The organism is Shimia sp., assembly GCF_965227725.1.
Lineage (GTDB): Bacteria > Pseudomonadota > Alphaproteobacteria > Rhodobacterales > Rhodobacteraceae > Shimia.
Genome location: NZ_CBDDGH010000006.1, coordinates 460,935 through 477,665 on the forward strand (window position 1 = coordinate 460,935; position 16,731 = coordinate 477,665).

The following is a 16,731-nucleotide window of genomic DNA, read 5'->3' on the forward strand; positions in this document are numbered from 1 at the left end:
AAGAACAAATAGAACGTTGCCTCATGATAAACCGCTAGTCTATCTATGTGATGATTTTTGATACCAATGAGAGCTTCCTCAAATTGTTGAGAAGCCATTTTTCAAATGGTACCGTCGCTACGTATTATAAAAACGCGAGCTTTTCGCTGCCCCTATCTTATATCATCGACCGAGGAGTTCTGGGTGGCTATAGTCAACTAACTCATCCACCCACTGATTAGATCAAATTTCGCAATCATTGGATGCACTGGAGTTTAGGTGATCTTTAATACGTGAAAATCAATTGACCGCACTTTTAAACTGAAATTTGAAGTTTGCGCCTCGGAAATACCTAATAAATGCCGTGTACAACCAAGGGCCATGAGGAATGTACGAGCGCTCTAGTCAAAGATCCCTCAGCAATACACTACATTGTTGACTTCTTAGGTGTGCGGCTTGCAGGGGTGGCCGGTACGCCAACAACTGTCACATCCATTGGCACGTCTTTGACAACTACTGCATTGGCACCAATCTTCGCCATGTCTCCCACCAGGACAGGGCCGATGACACGAGCGCCCGCACCGATATAGACATCATCTCCAATTATTGGCCCTTGGTCGCCAATGCGTTTTCCAATTGTTACGTTTCCGACTATTGTGCAACGCTTGCCAATGCGTTCAGCTAGGACCGTTACACCAACCGGGTGTGCAATATAGAGGCCCCCACCAATCTCAGTATCGGGCGGGATATCCAGCCCAAACTTTCGGATCAACATTCTCCGCAGATAGCCGGCAACAAATGGGACAGGTGTCGACACAAAAAAATGTGACAATCTGAACCAAAAAACCGCCCTCACAGACATGTTCTTTATAAACAAGCTGAGAACCGCCCTTCTGCTCAAACCACTTTTTGGGCTACCAGAATTAACGGATGCCCAATACTCCACATCTTCGCGGAAAACAGCGCGCATTAAGCCTCCCCAGTATCTCTGCTAGCATTACCACCACCATAAAGCTGCATCGAAGGCATCGAAATGCAGCCACGGACCACTCCCAGATGAAATGCGCCCCGAACGAGCCAGAATGCGCATCGCTTAAATGATGTCAGCGTAAAGAGCGCCATTGAGAGACACCAAGAAAACACTGCGGCGCTGTAGAGCGATCTGGCCAACCGCTCTAATTTTGTTTTGCCAACGCTAGAGAAAGCAAACGCCCAGCCATTGGCAAACTTGCGCCTTATCAACCAAGCCAAACCGATCCTTTCAGGTGGGACAATTTCTTTTACAATGGCCTTTTCAGCAATCTCGGCATTCACGCCACTGCGCGCCAACCTAGCAAAAAATTCTGTGTCTTCACCGCTGGTCTGACCAAGAGAAACTAGAAACCTCTGGTTTCTTATTTTTGTGTTCGTTCGCCGCATCAGAACGTTGCATGTGTGCCCGTTTCGGAGCAAATTTTTCTTGCGCTGCGGTATGCTTGAATGGAAATCATTTTCCAAAAGCCAAGGCGGGGTCTTTGCAGGGTACTCCGCGACTGCGGGCCCGAAAACAACATCCGCACCACTTCTATTCGCTACTCGATACAACTCTTCTATCCAACCCGGCATTGCGATGGTGTCGTCGTCCAAGAACGCCAGCCAATCCGCGTTAGAAATATTCAAACAAGCATTTCTCGCAATAGAGATATTGCCCGATGGCGCATGATGGTAACGCACAGGATGAGTGCACGACAACGCTGCAATAGAGACTTTTGGGAGGGCAGACATTTCGCTGTCGTTATCAACAACGATTATGCCAATTTCAACCTTTGGATTATGGTCTACTTCGCCAACACTTAAAATTGCGTTGGTCACAGTATCTCTTTTGTACGTGCAAATACACACATCAACGGTGACAATATCAACCAAGCCAATAGAAACCAATAACATAAAAAACAAACTATCCCTATGGTATATACCGGGATAGTCTTGTCAACTTTTGTCGACACGCTCTAAGAATTGAAACCTACAAAACCACTTCTGTAAATTTCTGGGCGCTACTGCAATATTCACTGCCAAATTCATCTTTGCTTCGTGATGCCCCCCTTAATCCGCTAACTATCTTCTGTCTGACGTCAGCGCCTGTGGGTCCATGGACAGCAAACTTGTTGGTGAGGTGCCCCCAGCTTCTTAGACACCTGCCTTTTTGAGTTTGAGCTGTCTTTCTTCGAAGTCAACGTTTGACAGCATGCCGTTGTTTGTATGCTTGCGCTTTGGGTTGTAGAACAGCTCGATGTATTCAAAGACGTCTGGCCGCGCTTCCTTGCGCGTTCGTTATTTCCGGCGTCTGATCTTTTCCCGCTTCAATAGCTGAAAGAAGCTCTCAGCCACCGCATTGTCGTGGCAATTCCCCGGCGGCTCATGGAGTGTTCAAATTTGAGTTCCGGCAGGAAGGCAGCCCATTCACGGTTGGTGAACTGGACCCATTGGTCCGAATGGATCAACAGGCCTGATCCGGGCTTTCGTCGCCAAATTGCCATCTGCAATGCTTGCACCGCCAGTTCTGAAGTCTGGCGAGACTGGATGGCCCACCCCACGACACGCCGCGAGAAAAGATCAACAGCGACACAAAGATACGCAAATCCTTCGTGCCTGCGCAGGTAAGTAATGTCTGTCACCCACGCGCGATCTGGGGCGTCGACCGTGAACTGACGGTCCAGCGTATGGTCGACCACGACGGATGCAGCCCTGGAGAAAAGAGCGGAAACTGAAAGCAGAAATATGCTACGTTTGCCGCGTACTGTAATATAAAGGGCAAAATTGCCTTTCACCCTTCCCGCTCAACCTGCAACATCACAGCTTTAAGTCTTCGTGCAGGAAAGTCCGCCGCCAATCGAAGCTCAGTGCGGCTCTCCCCTCACTTGACCGACGCAGCGCGGAACGGAGTTGACCAATCGAGAGCCAACCATAGCCTCTCCTTCGCCTCATGAACGGCCTCTGGCTTCGCTGGTGAAGCCGTCGACGCGAATAGCCACAGACACTAGACTAGTTACCATTGTCAGCGGTAATGTCGGACCTGGTGCTCCCGCGCCCAGCGGTCGCATCTCCATGCCGCAATCCTTCCAACAGACCCACCAGATTTCGGGTGGTCGCATTTTTCAGGCTCAGATCGACAACATTCAGATAGTCACCGTCGATCACGCAAACGCCGTTTTTCACGTCAATCGAGGCCAGATCGCCCGGTTGGTTCCCGGGCGTGTTTACGAAGCCTGTGCTGGAGAACCCGCCAAATTGGTGGCGGCCAGACACCCCTGTGCCGAAGTGGAAATGCGCGTTTTTGATGCCGCTTCACAAACAGGAGTTTTTACTTCGCGAAAGAAAACCTACTGAGGTTCGTGGGCGTGCAGAAAGTCAATTACACTCGACCAAATGCTATGGTCGAGGCCTGCAAGGCCCCGAGTTATCCAGATTTAAATTGCCTTGGATGGTTCGATACTAGCAAAAGAGTCGCTCCGAATCTTCAATAGGACGGTAGCTGCGAAGTCCGATTCAAATATCACTCTATTGTCGTTCCCTGTCAGGCGTAAATTACCGCAGGAAAACGAGAGCAAAAGGATGCCAAACTCTTCTCCTTCAATAATACGCAGTGGAACGCAGATCGCGGAAGTCCACCTCTACAGCCATTCATTACCCGTTAAAAACCCTCCCTACACCATGGCAAAGGCCAAGGTTTGGGAGTTGGAAACTACTCTAGTACGGTTGGTTGCCGAAGACGGCACAGAAGGTTGGGGCGAAACTTGTCCAGTTGGGCCAACTTACGCCGAAGCTCATGCGGCTGGGGCTCAGGCTGCTTTGATCGCAATAGCACCAGGCCTCATCGGCTGTGAAACCTGGCCAGGTCTTGTGAACCGACGTATGGAACAGCTATTGAACGGGCATAACTACGCTAAAGCAGCCGTAGACATAGCTGTTCACGATCTTTTGGGCAAAAGGCTCGGTGTTTCTGTTGCGGAGCTTTTGGGGGGAGCCGTAACAGATCGGGTCCCGTCATATTTTGCCACGGGCGTCGGCGTTCCGGATGAAATTGCGAAAGTGGCTAAAGAAAAGCAGGGGGAAGGCTATCCACGACTACAGGTGAAACTTGGCGGGCGACCTGTGGAGTTGGACATCGAAACGATCCACAAGGTATGGGAGGCGATCTCTGGATCAGGCATGCGACTGGCCGTGGATGCTAACCGTGGATGGACGACACGAGATGCGCTGCGCGTTAGTCGAGAATGCCCTCACATACCCTTCGTAATGGAGCAGCCATGCAATACCTACGAAGACTTGCAAAAAATTCGGCCCTTGGTGAATCACGCAATTTACATGGACGAAAATGGGACAGATTTGAACACGGTAATAACTGCCGCAGGCACCGGACTCGTCGATGGTTTCGGAATGAAAGTCACTAGAATTGGCGGTCTTCAAAAAATGAGAGCTTTTCGGGATATATGCGAAGCTCGAAATCTGCCGCACACCTGCGACGACGCATGGGGTGGCGACATCATCGCGTCCGCTTGTGTGCAGATTGCTTCTACTGTTCGTTCGGATCTCAACGAAGGCGCTTGGCTTGCCGCTCCGTACATTGATGGAAACTACGATATAAAGAATGGTCTTCGCATAAAAGGAGGTCACATTTCGCGCCCCACAGGACCAGGCCTGGGGGTGGTCCCTGACCGCAGCCAGTTCGGCTCTACTTTCGCGAGCTTTTAGGCAGGTTCTCAAGATGACATTTATTGGAAAATGCGCACTTGTTACTGGAGCCGCTGGCGGAATTGGAGCGGCAATTGTCGAAAGTTTGCGGGCGCAAGGGGCGCGTGTGGCTGTGGCCGACAAAGTTGTTAGCGATATTGACGCAGAAGCCTATTTGCCCGGAGACTTACTGGACCCCCAGTATTGTGACGAGCTGCCGCAACGCGCGATGAAAAGCCTAGGTGGGCTCGATATTGTTATCAACAATGCCGGCGTCATTACGCGTGGGGCTGTGACCGGTACCACGGATGCCGACTGGAAATTGTCGATGGGCGTAAATGTTGAGGCACCCTTCCGCATCTGTCGCTCAGCCATTCCTCTAATGGCGGAAACGGGTGGCGGTGCCATTGTAAACACAGCTTCATGCTGGGGGGGGAAGGCACCGGGTCCCAATCACGCTCTCTATTGCATGACCAAGGCCGCTATAGCCTCACTTACCCAATGTATGGGAATGGATCACGCTCATCAGGGCATCCGCATCAATGCGGTCTGCCCAAATGAAGTAAATACGCCCATGTTGCGGTCCGGGTTTGAAAAACGCGGTTTTGATCCTGACAGAGCCATTGCCGAACTTGGGAAAAGCGTCCCGATAGGGCACGTTGCTGAACCCCAAGAAGTATCAGATGTTATACTGTTTCTGGCCTCCGATGCCGCCCGCTACATGTGTGGCGCACTTGTGGAAGTGAACGGTGGGAAACCTGTCTCATGATGCGTTTCGCAGGAAAGATCGCACTTGTAACAGGTGGCCGTTCAGGCATTGGCCGCGCGATCGCACAAAGATTGCAGGACGACGGAGCGAGAGTGTTCACCGCGCAGCGGGGATCCGATGACAATTTCGAAGCGATCTCGGCAGATTTTTTCGATCCCTCCTCTGCGGAACACGTAGTGAATTACGTTATTGGCCGTGCTGGTCAGCTGGATATTCTGGTGAACAACGCCGGTATGATGCAAGAAGCTGGTGTGGAGCAAATGAGTCTTGAAGACTGGAACCAAAATATAGCCGTGAACCTCACAGCGCCATTCTTGATGATAAAGGCGGCCTTACCTTATCTGCGCAAGACCAGAGGATGCATCGTAAACACTGGTTCGATAGAAGGAATCGGATCCAATCCCAATCACGCTGCCTATTGTGCCTCAAAGGCTGGAATCCATGGTTTGACGCGAGCTGTGGCGATTGATCATGGAAATGATGGCATTCGATGTAACGCAGTTGCCCCCGGCTGGATCGATACCGATCTTAATTTACAGTTTGTAGAAAAGATGCCAGACCCCGAAGGGTTTCGGAATAGCATCGGCGCTATTCACCCTATTCAGAGAACAGGGAAGCCCGAAGAAGTTGCAAGCCTCGTGGCATTCCTTGCCTCCGACGACGCGGGATTTATTACTGGGCAGGTCTACACCGTGGATGGCGGGCGAATGGCAAAGCTGAGCTTACCGTAAAGAAACCAGGAAGTTCGCCGAAAATCAGAAAATGATCTTTCTTCGCGTTGCATGAAGCGGTGTTTCAATCGCTGCTTGCTTTAAGCTCACGATACCTCAGGACCGCATTGGCACCGATTGAAAAAATGGGTTCTGGCAGTAGCTGTTTCGGGCGGCATTCGGCCGTAAAATGGTCGGAAATATTTGAGCTCGTGCCTGCCGCCAGTTCAGCGGCTGTGATGCCTGTGAGTGTTCCCCGTGCTGTGCCTAAGCCATTTTGAACGCAACCGGAGTAGACCCCTGTATCGATCTCACGCGCGACGGATACACCGTTTAAGCTGAGGCAAAGATGCCCGGCCCAACTATGCTCCATCTTCATGCCTGCGAGCTGTGGGAAGCGTTGATCAAACTTGCGCTGCATCACAGCATTAGCGCGCTTCAGATCGCTTTCACGCGTCTGCATATTTGGGCGAACAACGGCGCAGGTTCGAGTCACAATGCGATTGCCGCCTTGTCCAGCATCAATCCGGCGCATCGTGGTGCCCATCGGATCAGATGGAGTAATACCCCATCGGCTTTGTCCACCTAAAGTCTTCGTAGTGTTTGCATCAAGTTCCGGCGTCATTGTGGCGAATAGGAAGAGCTGCATAAGCTTTCCACGTTCGACGCCAAAGCTTTCAAGATGGCCGTTGACTGTCAGAATTACATTAGCCGTCGATATTGTCGCCTTGGTTGTTTTGACATGCCACCCCGCGCCATTTCTTCGGATCTCGGTCGCCGGACTGTTTTCGAACAACGCTACTCCGTCTCGCGTCAAGCCTTCCGCCATGCCCCGAATGAGCCCAGCGGGCTGCAGCATTACAGTGCCTGGTGTGAAGAGTCCCCCCAAATAGTGAGGACTACCGGTCAACTCCTGCATTTGCTTTGCGTCTAGGAGCTCGCAGTTCTCGCCCAGTAGTCGCAAGTGTTCAGCATAAGTTGCGTTGTGACGAAGGGCGGCATCGCTTGCTGCACCGTTTACCTTTCCTGCAGGATCAAAGTAGTTCAGATCAATTTGATAACGCTCGACCGCTTTGCCTAGAAACTTGATCGCTTCACGGTTCAAAGCGATCATTTTTTTGTCGTCGCCCGCACCGGCATAGTCTTCCGATGTCAACTCGTGTGGCAAATCGATCATGAAGCCAGAATTGCGCCCTGATGCCCCTTCTGCCACGCGGCCAGCGTCCAGCACTACGATACGGCTGTCTGGTGTCAGTTCCACCAGACGCCGAGCCGCGGCCATACCCGCAAACCCCGCGCCAATGACAACAAAGTCTGCAGTTGTGTCATGCGTCAGTTGCTCCGGCGCAGCTTGCGGCCCCAGAATGGTATTCCATCCTGCGGGGCCTCGATGCACAGGTTGGCGTTTTGCTTTGAAACCCGTCAATCCACGGCCTCATCCGCATCATCTGCGAGATCAATCCATATGGTCTTTAATTGGCTGTACTGATCGTGCGCATGCAGCGAGTTGTCGCGGCCTCCAAATCCAGACTGCTTGTAGCCGCCGAAAGGTGTTGAGATATCCCCTTCTCCAAAGCTATTGACCGTCACAGTCCCAGCCCGCAGCGCTCGTGCGCCTCGTATTGCCCGCTTGGTATTTGCAGTGAAGATCGATGCGCACAGCCCATATTCCGTGTCATTCGCAAGCCGGATTGCTTCATCAAGGCCAGCGACTTCAATCACCGACAAAACAGGACCGAAGATCTCTTCACGCGCCAACGTATCGTCGTTCCCTGGTACATTCACAACAGTTGCATCCACAAATCCATCTTTAGCATTGCCGCCTATAACAACGTCGTTGGCTTGTGACACATAGCTGGCAACTTTGTCGAAATGCGCTTGGGAAACAAGCGCGCCCAGCCGGGTTTTGGGGTCCAGAGGGTCGCCGACGTTCCACTCTTTTGCATGCAAAGCGATGCGTTCCAGCAAATGCTCTTTCACATCTTTATGAACGATCAAACGGGAGCTTGCAGAGCAGTTTTCACCCATGTTCCAAAAAGCCCCGTTCACAATATGCTGTGCGACACGGTCAAGGTTCTCCGCGTCATCCATGACAACCGCAGGGTTTTTCCCGCCCATTTCCAGAACGACTTCTTTGGCATTGCTCTCAGCGGAGTACGTCAAAAATCGTTTTCCAGTCACGGTCGAGCCGGTGAAGGACACCATGTCGATGCCCATATGGCGACCTATGGGTTCGCCTACCTCTGTGCCGCCGCCAGGTACAACGTTAAGAACTCCCTTCGGGAGCCCGGCTTCTGATGCCAGTTCAGCTACTCGCAATGCCGTCAGTGTTGTCTCTAAAGCCGGCTTCACCACGACGGAACAGCCCGCAGCCAACGCCGGACCGATTTTCCAAGCGAGCATGAGCAGGGGGAAGTTCCAGGGAAGAACCAATCCGACCACGCCAATAGGCTCGCGCACAACCATCGCGATGTGATCGTCAGATGCTGGAGACACTTGATCGTAGATCTTATCTATGGCTTCAGCGTGCCACTTTAGACAGTGAATGGTTTCAGGCACATCGACTGTTTCACAGTCGTAAATAGTCTTGCCACTGTCGAGACTTTCCATAACCGCAAGCTCCCGCGCATTTCGAGTTAGCAGCTTGCAAAACCGGATTAGCACGTCTTTGCGTTCGCTGGGGTGCAACTTGCTCCAACGACCATCGTCAAACGCTTCGCGCGCTTTTTCCACCGCAAAATCAACATCCTCCTGGCCGCATGCTGAAATCTCGGCCAGGTGTTCTCCGGTGGCTGGATTGATCGATGCAAAGGTGCTTCCGGAGATCGCCGGGCGGTACCCGCCATCAATGAAAGCGCTGGTCGGCAGGGTCAAACCGGCGGCAATCGCACGGTATTCGTCTTGTGTCAGCAGGCTCATTTTGCGCCCTCCGATGTGATTTCAGCAATGGTTGCTTTAAGAACACGCACGACCTGTTCCAAAGCGCGCTTGTCGTCTTTGTTCAGTCCTTTTAGCGGCGGTCGCATGCCTCCGGTTTCAAAGCCATTCATAGCAACGCCATGCTTGATGGTCTGGATGAACTTACCGCCTTGTTCCAGCACGCGCATCAGTGGCAGCATAGCCGACATGATTTTGCGACCTTTCACAAAGTCCCCCTCAATCACACAGGCGTCGTAAAGTGCAACATGTTCTTGGGGCAGGAAGTTTGAACCGCCGCAGACCCAGAACGGGGCACCCCAGGCAAAGAATTCCAGCGCCTGATCATCCATGCCGCAGCCCATTTGAATATGCGGGTAGTCTCGCGCCAAAAGATGAACGCGGTTGATGTCTCCAGAGCTTTCTTTGATGCCACAGAAGTTCCGGCTGCGGCCAACACGGTCGAGGAACTCTTCGCCCATCATCGTGCCCGTTCGATGAGGGTAATTGTAAAGCATGATCGGTAAATCCGCAGCCTTGTCTATCGCAAGCGCGTTAAGTGCGTTTTCACGGTCCGTTGGCACAGAATAAGCTGGCGATGCTAAAAGCAAAGCGTCCGCACCAATGTCCTTAGCTCCCTTTGCCAAAGAGACGGAGTCGTTGGTCATCATCGCGCCAGTACCAACCACCAGTGGAATACGTCCGTTGATACGTTCCTTTGTGAATTTTGCGATGTCGATGCGTTCTTCGACGGTTTGAGCGTAGTTTTCACCCGTAGAGCCACCAGAAATCAGACCATGAACACCCTTTTCAATTAGGTACTCAATCACGTCCGCCAAAGTGTCCCAGTTGCAGGCGCCATCTTCATGAAATGGCGTTACGACAGGCGTATATATCCCGTCGAAATTAAAAATCGGCGTCATTTATTCCTCATGCAGAAGTTGGTTTCGAAAACGTCCCTAGAGGCACTTCCAGAGCATCGGGCATAACGAAAATTTCGATCTGTCCTCGAGACAGACTCCAATGCTCGTCCGCCAAAGTTCCGGCAAGTTGTTCATCTCTCGATTCAATTGCCGAAATGATCTGATCGTGCTGTTCGCTGGCCTTGGTGAGGTTGCCGACCATTTCGGAATTCTTTGGTTGGTAGAACGTCGTGCCGATACGTGCATGGTCGATCAGCAAACGTTGGAAGGAAGGCTGGAGGTAAATGTTGCCCGCCATATCACCAGTCACTTCATGGAAATGGTTGTTCGCCAAAGCGCGGTCCCCTGCGGAACCGTCACGAAGGGCTGCCTTGAACTCCTGCTGGGCACCCTTAAGCCGCTCAATCTGGCTTTTGGACGCGTTCAAAGCGGCTAACCGAAGGATCGCTCCGTAGATCATGGGAGCGGCGAGGAAGAAGTCACGTAGTGTTCGATAGGACATATCTGACACCCGCGCGCCTTTATTAGCGCGTAGATCCAGATAGCCCGCACCGCTCATTTCGCGGAAGACCTCCCTGAGAGGAGTGCGGGAAAGACCAAAAGCGGCAGACAGTTCCGCTTCATCCAGGTCAGAACCTGGACGCAGACGCTGGGTGAGAATCGATACCTTCAGGTGATCGAACAACTCTTTTTTGCGTCGACGCGCCTCTTCTTTCATCCCATTTCCTCTGTTTTTGCTCAGTTTTTTTTCACCTTCAGCGGGAGCGTCTAACGACGGCCCGGCTGCGTGTCCTCAACAATCTTTTCAAAAATACAACTTGTGTACAACAATAAAACATGCAGCATACAATAAAAAGTTCAGGGAGATTGACGTGACAGATGCTTTGGCAGCCCCGGTGATTGACTGTCGAAATCTTTGGAAGATTTTCGGGAGACGCACCGACGCCGCGATGAAGGCCATTCAAGAACAAGGACTTGGAAAGCTCGAGGTCAGGGACCAATACGATTGCGTAGTGGGCGTTCAAGACGCGTCATTCACAGTCGGACGAGGTGAAATCTTTTGCATTATGGGCCTGTCTGGCTCCGGCAAATCCACTTTGATTCGACACGTAAACCGCCTGATCGAACCACGACAGGTCAGCTGTTTATTGAAGGAGAAGACGTTAACGCACTGTCACCGCGCGACCTGCGTGAATTGCGCGCCGAGAAAATTGGCATGGTTTTTCAAAACATGGCGCTAATGCCTCATCGGACCGTCATCGACAACGTTGCGTTCAACCAAGAAGTGCGCGGATACGATCTGGAAAGCCGCAAGGAAAACGCCATGCGCGCCATCGATGCAGTGGATTTGAATGGTTGGGATCAGAAGTACCCCGACGAGCTTTCCGGGGGTATGCAGCAGCGGGTAGGACTGGCCCGTGCCATTGCGGCCGATCCTTCAATCCTGTTGATGGACGAGCCATTCTCGGCGCTGGACCCACTTATCCGTCGTCAGTTGCAGGATAAATTTATGTCGCTTTCGGCTGACATGAACAAAACAACGTTGTTCATCACCCATGATCTGGATGAGGCGATCCGCATCGGGGATCGTATCGCGATCATGAAAGACGGCGCGTTGGTTCAGGTGGGTACACCAGAGGATATCGTGACCAATCCGGTGGATGACTATGTGGCGGACTTTGTGGCGGGCATCTCCAAGCTAGATCTGGTTTCAGCCGGGAAAATCATGGAATCTGTTGAAGCCTACGAAGGTCGCCGTGGCCCGATTGGCGATACAAAAACCTGGCCCGAAGCGCATCCAGACCATTCCCTAGATGACCTCGTAAACCTCTCCATCGCGACCCAAAACCCCATCATGGTCAAAGTTGACGGCCGTCCGATTGGCGTCGTGACCAAAAACGCTCTGCTGCGTGGCATCCAAGGCGATGTCGATGATCAGAGCGCCATAAAGCACTGAGGAGATCATTATGGAAGAGAAAAGCTTCAGCATCCTTGATCCGTTTTCCTCAGTTGATCTGGGCATTGCGGAATCCGCCGATGGCGTCAAACAATGGGCGATTGCAAATCGCGGCATCATCCAGCCTATTAAAAACATCTTCAATGAAATGATCGTTGGCATCGATACCACGCTGAACGCGGTGCCTCCAACGATCATGTTGGTTTTGATGGTATTAATTGCCTGGCAAGCAGCTGGTCACCGTGTGGCTATTTTGGTTGGAGTCAGCATGTTCTGCCTCGGATTCCTTGCGCCAAATGCATGGGGCCTTGCGATGACCACATTGGCAATCGTGGTGAGCTCAGTGCTGCTGTGTTTTTTGATCGGTCTGCCCCTTGGGGTCTTGGCGGGCAAAAATGACCGATTTGAAGCCACCATTCGCCCCGTACTTGATACGATGCAGACCATACCGGCCTTTGTGTATTTGGTTCCCGTAGTGATGCTGATCGGTATCGGCAACGTTTCAGGCGTGATTGTAACAATTATTTTCGCATTGCCGCCACTCGTGCGCCTGACCTCGCTGGGCATTCGCGGTGTGAACCCGTCTGTTGTCGAAGCGGCGAAGGCTTTTGGTGCCAACCCAAGGCAAATCTTGCTTAAAGTTGAGCTGCCGCTCGCCACACCGACCATTCTGGCCGGTGTGAACCAAACAATCATGCTCTCACTTTCGATGGTTGTGATTGCCTCTATGATCTCCGTGAAGGGGCTCGGTAACGAAGTTCTCCGAGCGATGGGGCGGTTAGACGCGGGAAAGGCTCTCGTTGGGGGGCTCGGCATCGTCATTCTTGCAATCGTTTTGGACCGGATCACCCAAGGAATGGGGCAATCTGGCCGCGAACGCGGGCATCGTCACTGGTGGCAAGGCGGCCCAGTCGGACTGATATTGCGAACCACAGGAAAGATAAAATAATCCAACAGAGGAGCAACTCCATGAAAAAAACAACAGCAATCGCCTCATTGCTTGCAGCGACCCTAGTGGGCGGCGCAGCAATTGCGGATAGTATGCCAGGAAAAGGCGTCGACGTTCGCCCGATTATGGCACCATCTCTGGAGGAAACCTTCCAGCACCGCATTTTATTCCGTGCGCTTGAGGACCTTGGGTACAAGGTGGCTGAACCACAAGAGGTTGAATATCAAACCATTCACCTTGCACTGGGTACTGGGGATGGCGATTTTACGGCCGTTCACTGGAACGCACTGCACCATAACTTCTTTGAAGAATCTGGCGGAGACGCGGTTCTGGAGAAAGTCGGCACCCTGGTTGACGGGGCATTGCAAGGCTATCTGATCAACAAGTCGGCCTATGACGCGGGCGTTCAAAACCTTGGTGACCTGAAGGATCCGGAAATCGCGAAATTGTTTGACGCTGATGGCGACGGAACCGCCGATCTTGCTGGCTGTGTTCCGGGTTGGGGCTGTGAACGCGTCATTGAGCACCAACTTACGGAATTCGGCCCGCGCGATACGGTTTCACATAACCAAGGAGCATATAACGCTATTATCGCCGACACTATTGCGCGCAGCAGCGCTGGAGAAAACATCCTGTATTACACATGGACACCTTACTGGGTATCCGGTGCGTTGGTGCCAGGCGTAGACGTTGAATGGCTGGCGGTGCCCTACAGCTCCCTGCCTGATGGCGCGACGGCAAACACGGAATTCGAAGGCAAGGACCTTGGGTTTGCTGTGGACAGTATTCGCGTCGTGGCAACTGACGACTTTCTAAACGCGAATCCAGCAGCCGCGAAACTGTTCGAACTGGCGAAGATTTCCATCAATGATATCTCCGCTCAGAACAAGTTTATCTCAGAAGGCCAAGATAGCTCTGATGATATCGACGCGCACGTGGGTCAGTGGATTTCTGACAACCAAGCGGACTATGATTCTTGACTCGAGGCGGCACGCGCGGCGGCAAATTGAACTTTCTCAAATCTGAAGTGCGAAGTGGCGCTTGCCTCTTCGCCCTTTGACTTGCGGACAAGCAACGATGACGAAACACATTGTTTTCTTGATGGTCGAAGACTTTGCAAATCTTGCGTTCTCATGTGCTGTAGAACCGCTACGCATTGCGAATATGATAAGTGGCAAAGACCTCTACAACTGGACGCTCCTATCTGAAAACGGAAAAACCGTTACATGCTCTGGTGGCATAGTTATGCAAGTTGACGGTGGCTTTGATCACGCTCCGAAGTGTGATCAGGTTTTTGTGCTATCGGGCTCCAACATGCAGAAACATACCTCCACAAACTTGATAAAAGCACTCCGTGAGCAGCGCGCGAAGGGCCATCCGATTGGCGCCTTATGCTCTGGCGCTTGGATACTCGCGGAGGCTGGGTTTCTGGACGGGATGCAGGCAGCCATACATTGGGACTTTCATGACGCATTTATGGAGAAATTTCCCGAAGTGAACCTGGTGCGCAACGTCTTTGTGGCGGACGAAAAATACATCACTGCGTCAGGAGGCACGGCCACTGCCGATCTCATGTTACATAAAGTGGAAACGGACCATGGCAGCGGTCTTGCGATGGATGTGGCGGACCAAATGGTTTATTCTGGCGCACGGAATGCGTCTGCGGAGCAACGTGTTTCGCTTCAGGCCCGCAACGGTATGCGCAACCGCCATCTGGCCAAAGCCCTACAAATCATGCAGGACACCCTGGAAAACCCCATATCACCTGCAGATATTGCAAAGGACCTTGGGATATCCTCGCGTCAGCTGGAACGGCTCTTTGGTCGCTATCTAAACTCATCCCCCAAGCGGTATCATCTGGAAATGCGGCTTGAGCGCGCGCGGCATTTACTGATGCAAACCGAAGCCTCTGTGATTGATGTGGCGTTGGCTTGCGGTTTTGAAAGCCCAGGACATTTCTCTCGGGTCTATCGCATAGCCTACGGTGTCAGCCCGTCGATGCAACGCTACAAGTAAGCCCTCTCCTCGATAGTGTCGGTTTCTGCAAGGACTCTTCGCCCTTCAGCACGAACAAGAGGGGGAAATCCGCGACTCTCCCTCTAAAGGAGACCATGAATGACCCAGAAAACAGCTATGCGCACTCGTGCCGGTGGTCGCTCCGCTCGCCGAGCCGTCCGCACCGCCATGAATTTTGACATGCTTCCCGGACTGACCAATAGGCTGCCTCTTTGTGAAGTCATGGATGGTACGCAGGTTGAACGCATCCACAATGCCTCAATGGACATTTTGGAAAACGTCGGCATCCAATTCCGCGATCCGATTGCGCTGGAAGACTGGAAAAAGGCCGGCGCCAAAGTTGTCGATGAGATGGTGTATCTGGATCGCAACCTAGTGATGGACCTGATCGCGACCATTCCGTCCGAATTCACCTACCACGCCAGGAATCCGCAAAACAACGTTAAGCTCGGTGGTCGGAGCTCGGTTTTTGTGCCAATGACTGGCGCACCGTTCATCCGTGACCTTGGCGACGTGCGCCGTAATCCAACTCTGGATGATCTGGCGACCTTCCATAAACTTAGCCACATGATGCCCGCGCTGAACAGCTCAGCGCACCATATCGTGGAGCCTTATGACCATCCGATCAGCCAGCGTCATCTGCGTATAACCTATTCTTCAATGAAGTATTCAGACAAAATGTTCATGGGCATGACGACAAGCCCAAAGAATGCCGAAGACGTCATGGACATGTGCGCGATCTTGTTCGGTGAGGACTTCATGGAAGAGCACGCCGTCACGACCGGTAATTGCAACGGTAATTCACCTCTGGTTTGGGACGAAACCATGCTGGGAGCGATGCGCGCTTTTTGTAAACGCAAACAACCTGTTTTGTGCTCGCCTTTTGTTTTAGGTGGTGCAAATACTCCAGCTTCTGTACCTGCCACCGTTGCTCAACTGAACGCAGAAGCTCTTAGCGCTCTGGCTTACACTCAGGTTATCCGTGAGGGTGCTCCTGCAATTTATGGTCACTATTTGTCCACCGTCAGCATGAAATCCGGAGCTCCAATGGCTGGCACCCCAGAAATCAGCCTGATGAACTTCATGATTGGTCAAATGGCACGCTTTTACGAGGTGCCTTGGCGAACATCCAATACACTGGGCGGCGCGAAAACCTTCGACGCGCAGGCTGGTTACGAAAGCAGCACAACGCTTTCGGCTGTCATGCACGCCGGGGCAAACTATATTTGGCATTCGGCGGGCTGGAACGAAGCTGGCATGCACTGTTCAATCGCAAAGTTTGTTGTCGACGCAGAACAATGCGCGATGGCTTATCGTATGGCTGAAGGTCCGAAATGGCATGACTTTGATCAAGCTGTGGCAGCTGTGTCTGACGTGGGACCCGGTGGTCACTATCTTGGCCATGAACACACACAAGAGAATTTCCAAACGGCATTCTTTATGCCGGAGCTTTTTGATAACAATTCTATCGAGCAATGGGCAGCAGAAGGATCGGTGGAAATCACCGAACGGGCATTGCAGCATGCTCGAAGGTTGCTAGGTGAGTACCAAGAACCGCAGTTGGATCCCGGAAAAAATGAAGAGCTTCTGGACTATATCGCTAGACGTGAACGGGAAATACCGGCCGCGGCTGAGTTGAATCAGGAGTTCTAGACCCGACGTCTGAAATTTCTGAACTGCGTCAGGTTTATCCGTGGCGCCATGTAGCATCTCAAATTGCTAGAATTGCGCAGTAGCTGAGTAGGCGTTTTGCGTCACGCTATGAATGTCTGCTTGGCGGTCGGGTTACTTAAGTTGACCTG

At 52.2% G+C, this 16,731-nt stretch carries 14 protein-coding genes and 2 pseudogenes; 9 read left to right on the forward strand and 7 right to left on the reverse strand.

From position 1 onward, the window contains the following. Positions 1–406: 406 nt before the first annotated feature. The 3 genes and pseudogenes from ACO07T_RS19835 to ACO07T_RS19845 form a co-directional block, all read right to left on the reverse strand. Positions 407–949, reverse strand: coding sequence for a serine O-acetyltransferase (locus ACO07T_RS19835; protein ID WP_422050838.1), 543 nt, complete (start codon positions 947–949; stop codon positions 407–409). Next, entirely contained in the window at positions 949–1,905 is a 957-nt protein-coding gene (locus ACO07T_RS19840) for a glycosyltransferase family 2 protein (protein WP_422050839.1), read from the reverse strand. Before ACO07T_RS19840 ends, ACO07T_RS19835 begins: the two co-directional genes overlap by 1 nt. Before the next feature lie 240 nt (positions 1,906–2,145). Beyond that, a pseudogene (locus tag ACO07T_RS19845) lies at positions 2,146–2,696 on the reverse strand (IS3 family transposase); the annotation flags it as partial. 367 nt (positions 2,697–3,063) lie between these two features. Here ACO07T_RS19845 and ACO07T_RS19850 point away from each other — a divergent pair. The 4 genes from ACO07T_RS19850 to ACO07T_RS19865 all read left to right on the forward strand — a co-directional run bounded on the left by ACO07T_RS19850 (position 3,064) and on the right by ACO07T_RS19865 (position 6,189). Next, on the forward strand, positions 3,064–3,345 hold the full coding sequence (locus ACO07T_RS19850) for a hypothetical protein (protein ID WP_422050840.1): 282 nt from the start codon (positions 3,064–3,066) through the stop codon (positions 3,343–3,345). A 225-nt stretch (positions 3,346–3,570) separates the two neighbouring features. After that, positions 3,571–4,710, forward strand: coding sequence for a mandelate racemase/muconate lactonizing enzyme family protein (locus tag ACO07T_RS19855; RefSeq protein WP_422050841.1), 1,140 nt, complete (start codon positions 3,571–3,573; stop codon positions 4,708–4,710). 13 nt (positions 4,711–4,723) lie between these two features. Further along, positions 4,724–5,458: an SDR family NAD(P)-dependent oxidoreductase gene (locus tag ACO07T_RS19860; RefSeq protein WP_422050842.1), complete on the forward strand. Its 735-nt coding sequence runs from the start codon at positions 4,724–4,726 to the stop codon at positions 5,456–5,458. Continuing rightward, positions 5,455–6,189, forward strand: a complete 735-nt coding sequence (locus ACO07T_RS19865; RefSeq protein WP_422050843.1) for an SDR family NAD(P)-dependent oxidoreductase — start codon at positions 5,455–5,457, stop codon at positions 6,187–6,189. Before ACO07T_RS19860 ends, ACO07T_RS19865 begins: the two co-directional genes overlap by 4 nt. A gap of 64 nt (positions 6,190–6,253) precedes the next feature. On the opposite strand, the gene ACO07T_RS19870 is transcribed toward ACO07T_RS19865, so the two are convergent. Genes ACO07T_RS19870 through ACO07T_RS19885 form a run of 4 tightly spaced genes read right to left on the reverse strand, consistent with a single transcriptional unit; the run spans position 6,254 to position 10,725 of the window. Beyond that, positions 6,254–7,594, reverse strand: a complete 1,341-nt coding sequence (locus tag ACO07T_RS19870) for an NAD(P)/FAD-dependent oxidoreductase (protein ID WP_422050844.1) — start codon at positions 7,592–7,594, stop codon at positions 6,254–6,256. Next, positions 7,591–9,087, reverse strand: coding sequence for an aldehyde dehydrogenase (locus ACO07T_RS19875; protein ID WP_422050845.1), 1,497 nt, complete (start codon positions 9,085–9,087; stop codon positions 7,591–7,593). The genes ACO07T_RS19870 and ACO07T_RS19875 overlap by 4 nt, the downstream gene beginning before the upstream one ends. After that, positions 9,084–10,007 carry a dihydrodipicolinate synthase family protein gene (locus ACO07T_RS19880; protein ID WP_422050846.1) on the reverse strand — a complete coding sequence of 308 codons (924 nt, stop codon included), beginning with the start codon at positions 10,005–10,007 and terminating at the stop codon, positions 9,084–9,086. The genes ACO07T_RS19875 and ACO07T_RS19880 overlap by 4 nt, the downstream gene beginning before the upstream one ends. Positions 10,008–10,014: 7 nt before the next feature. Further along, positions 10,015–10,725 carry a GntR family transcriptional regulator gene (locus tag ACO07T_RS19885; RefSeq protein ID WP_422050847.1) on the reverse strand — a complete coding sequence of 237 codons (711 nt, stop codon included), beginning with the start codon at positions 10,723–10,725 and terminating at the stop codon, positions 10,015–10,017. 166 nt (positions 10,726–10,891) lie between these two features. Here ACO07T_RS19885 and ACO07T_RS19890 point away from each other — a divergent pair. From ACO07T_RS19890 to ACO07T_RS19910, 5 genes and pseudogenes are all read left to right on the forward strand, one after another. Next, positions 10,892–11,964, forward strand: a pseudogene (locus ACO07T_RS19890) (quaternary amine ABC transporter ATP-binding protein). Between the two features lie 10 nt (positions 11,965–11,974). After that, positions 11,975–12,913, forward strand: coding sequence for an ABC transporter permease (locus tag ACO07T_RS19895; protein ID WP_422050848.1), 939 nt, complete (start codon positions 11,975–11,977; stop codon positions 12,911–12,913). A 20-nt stretch (positions 12,914–12,933) separates the two neighbouring features. Then, positions 12,934–13,893 (forward strand): glycine betaine/L-proline ABC transporter substrate-binding protein ProX, encoded by a 960-nt coding sequence (gene proX, locus ACO07T_RS19900; protein WP_422050849.1) that lies wholly within the window; start codon positions 12,934–12,936, stop codon positions 13,891–13,893. A gap of 97 nt (positions 13,894–13,990) precedes the next feature. After that, complete coding sequence (locus tag ACO07T_RS19905; protein WP_422050850.1) at positions 13,991–14,929, forward strand: GlxA family transcriptional regulator; 939 nt, start codon at positions 13,991–13,993, stop codon at positions 14,927–14,929. A 99-nt stretch (positions 14,930–15,028) separates the two neighbouring features. Next, a complete protein-coding gene (locus ACO07T_RS19910; RefSeq protein ID WP_422050851.1) occupies positions 15,029–16,582 on the forward strand; it encodes a trimethylamine methyltransferase family protein in 1,554 nt (517 codons plus the stop codon). The last annotated feature ends 149 nt before the right edge of the window (positions 16,583–16,731 follow it).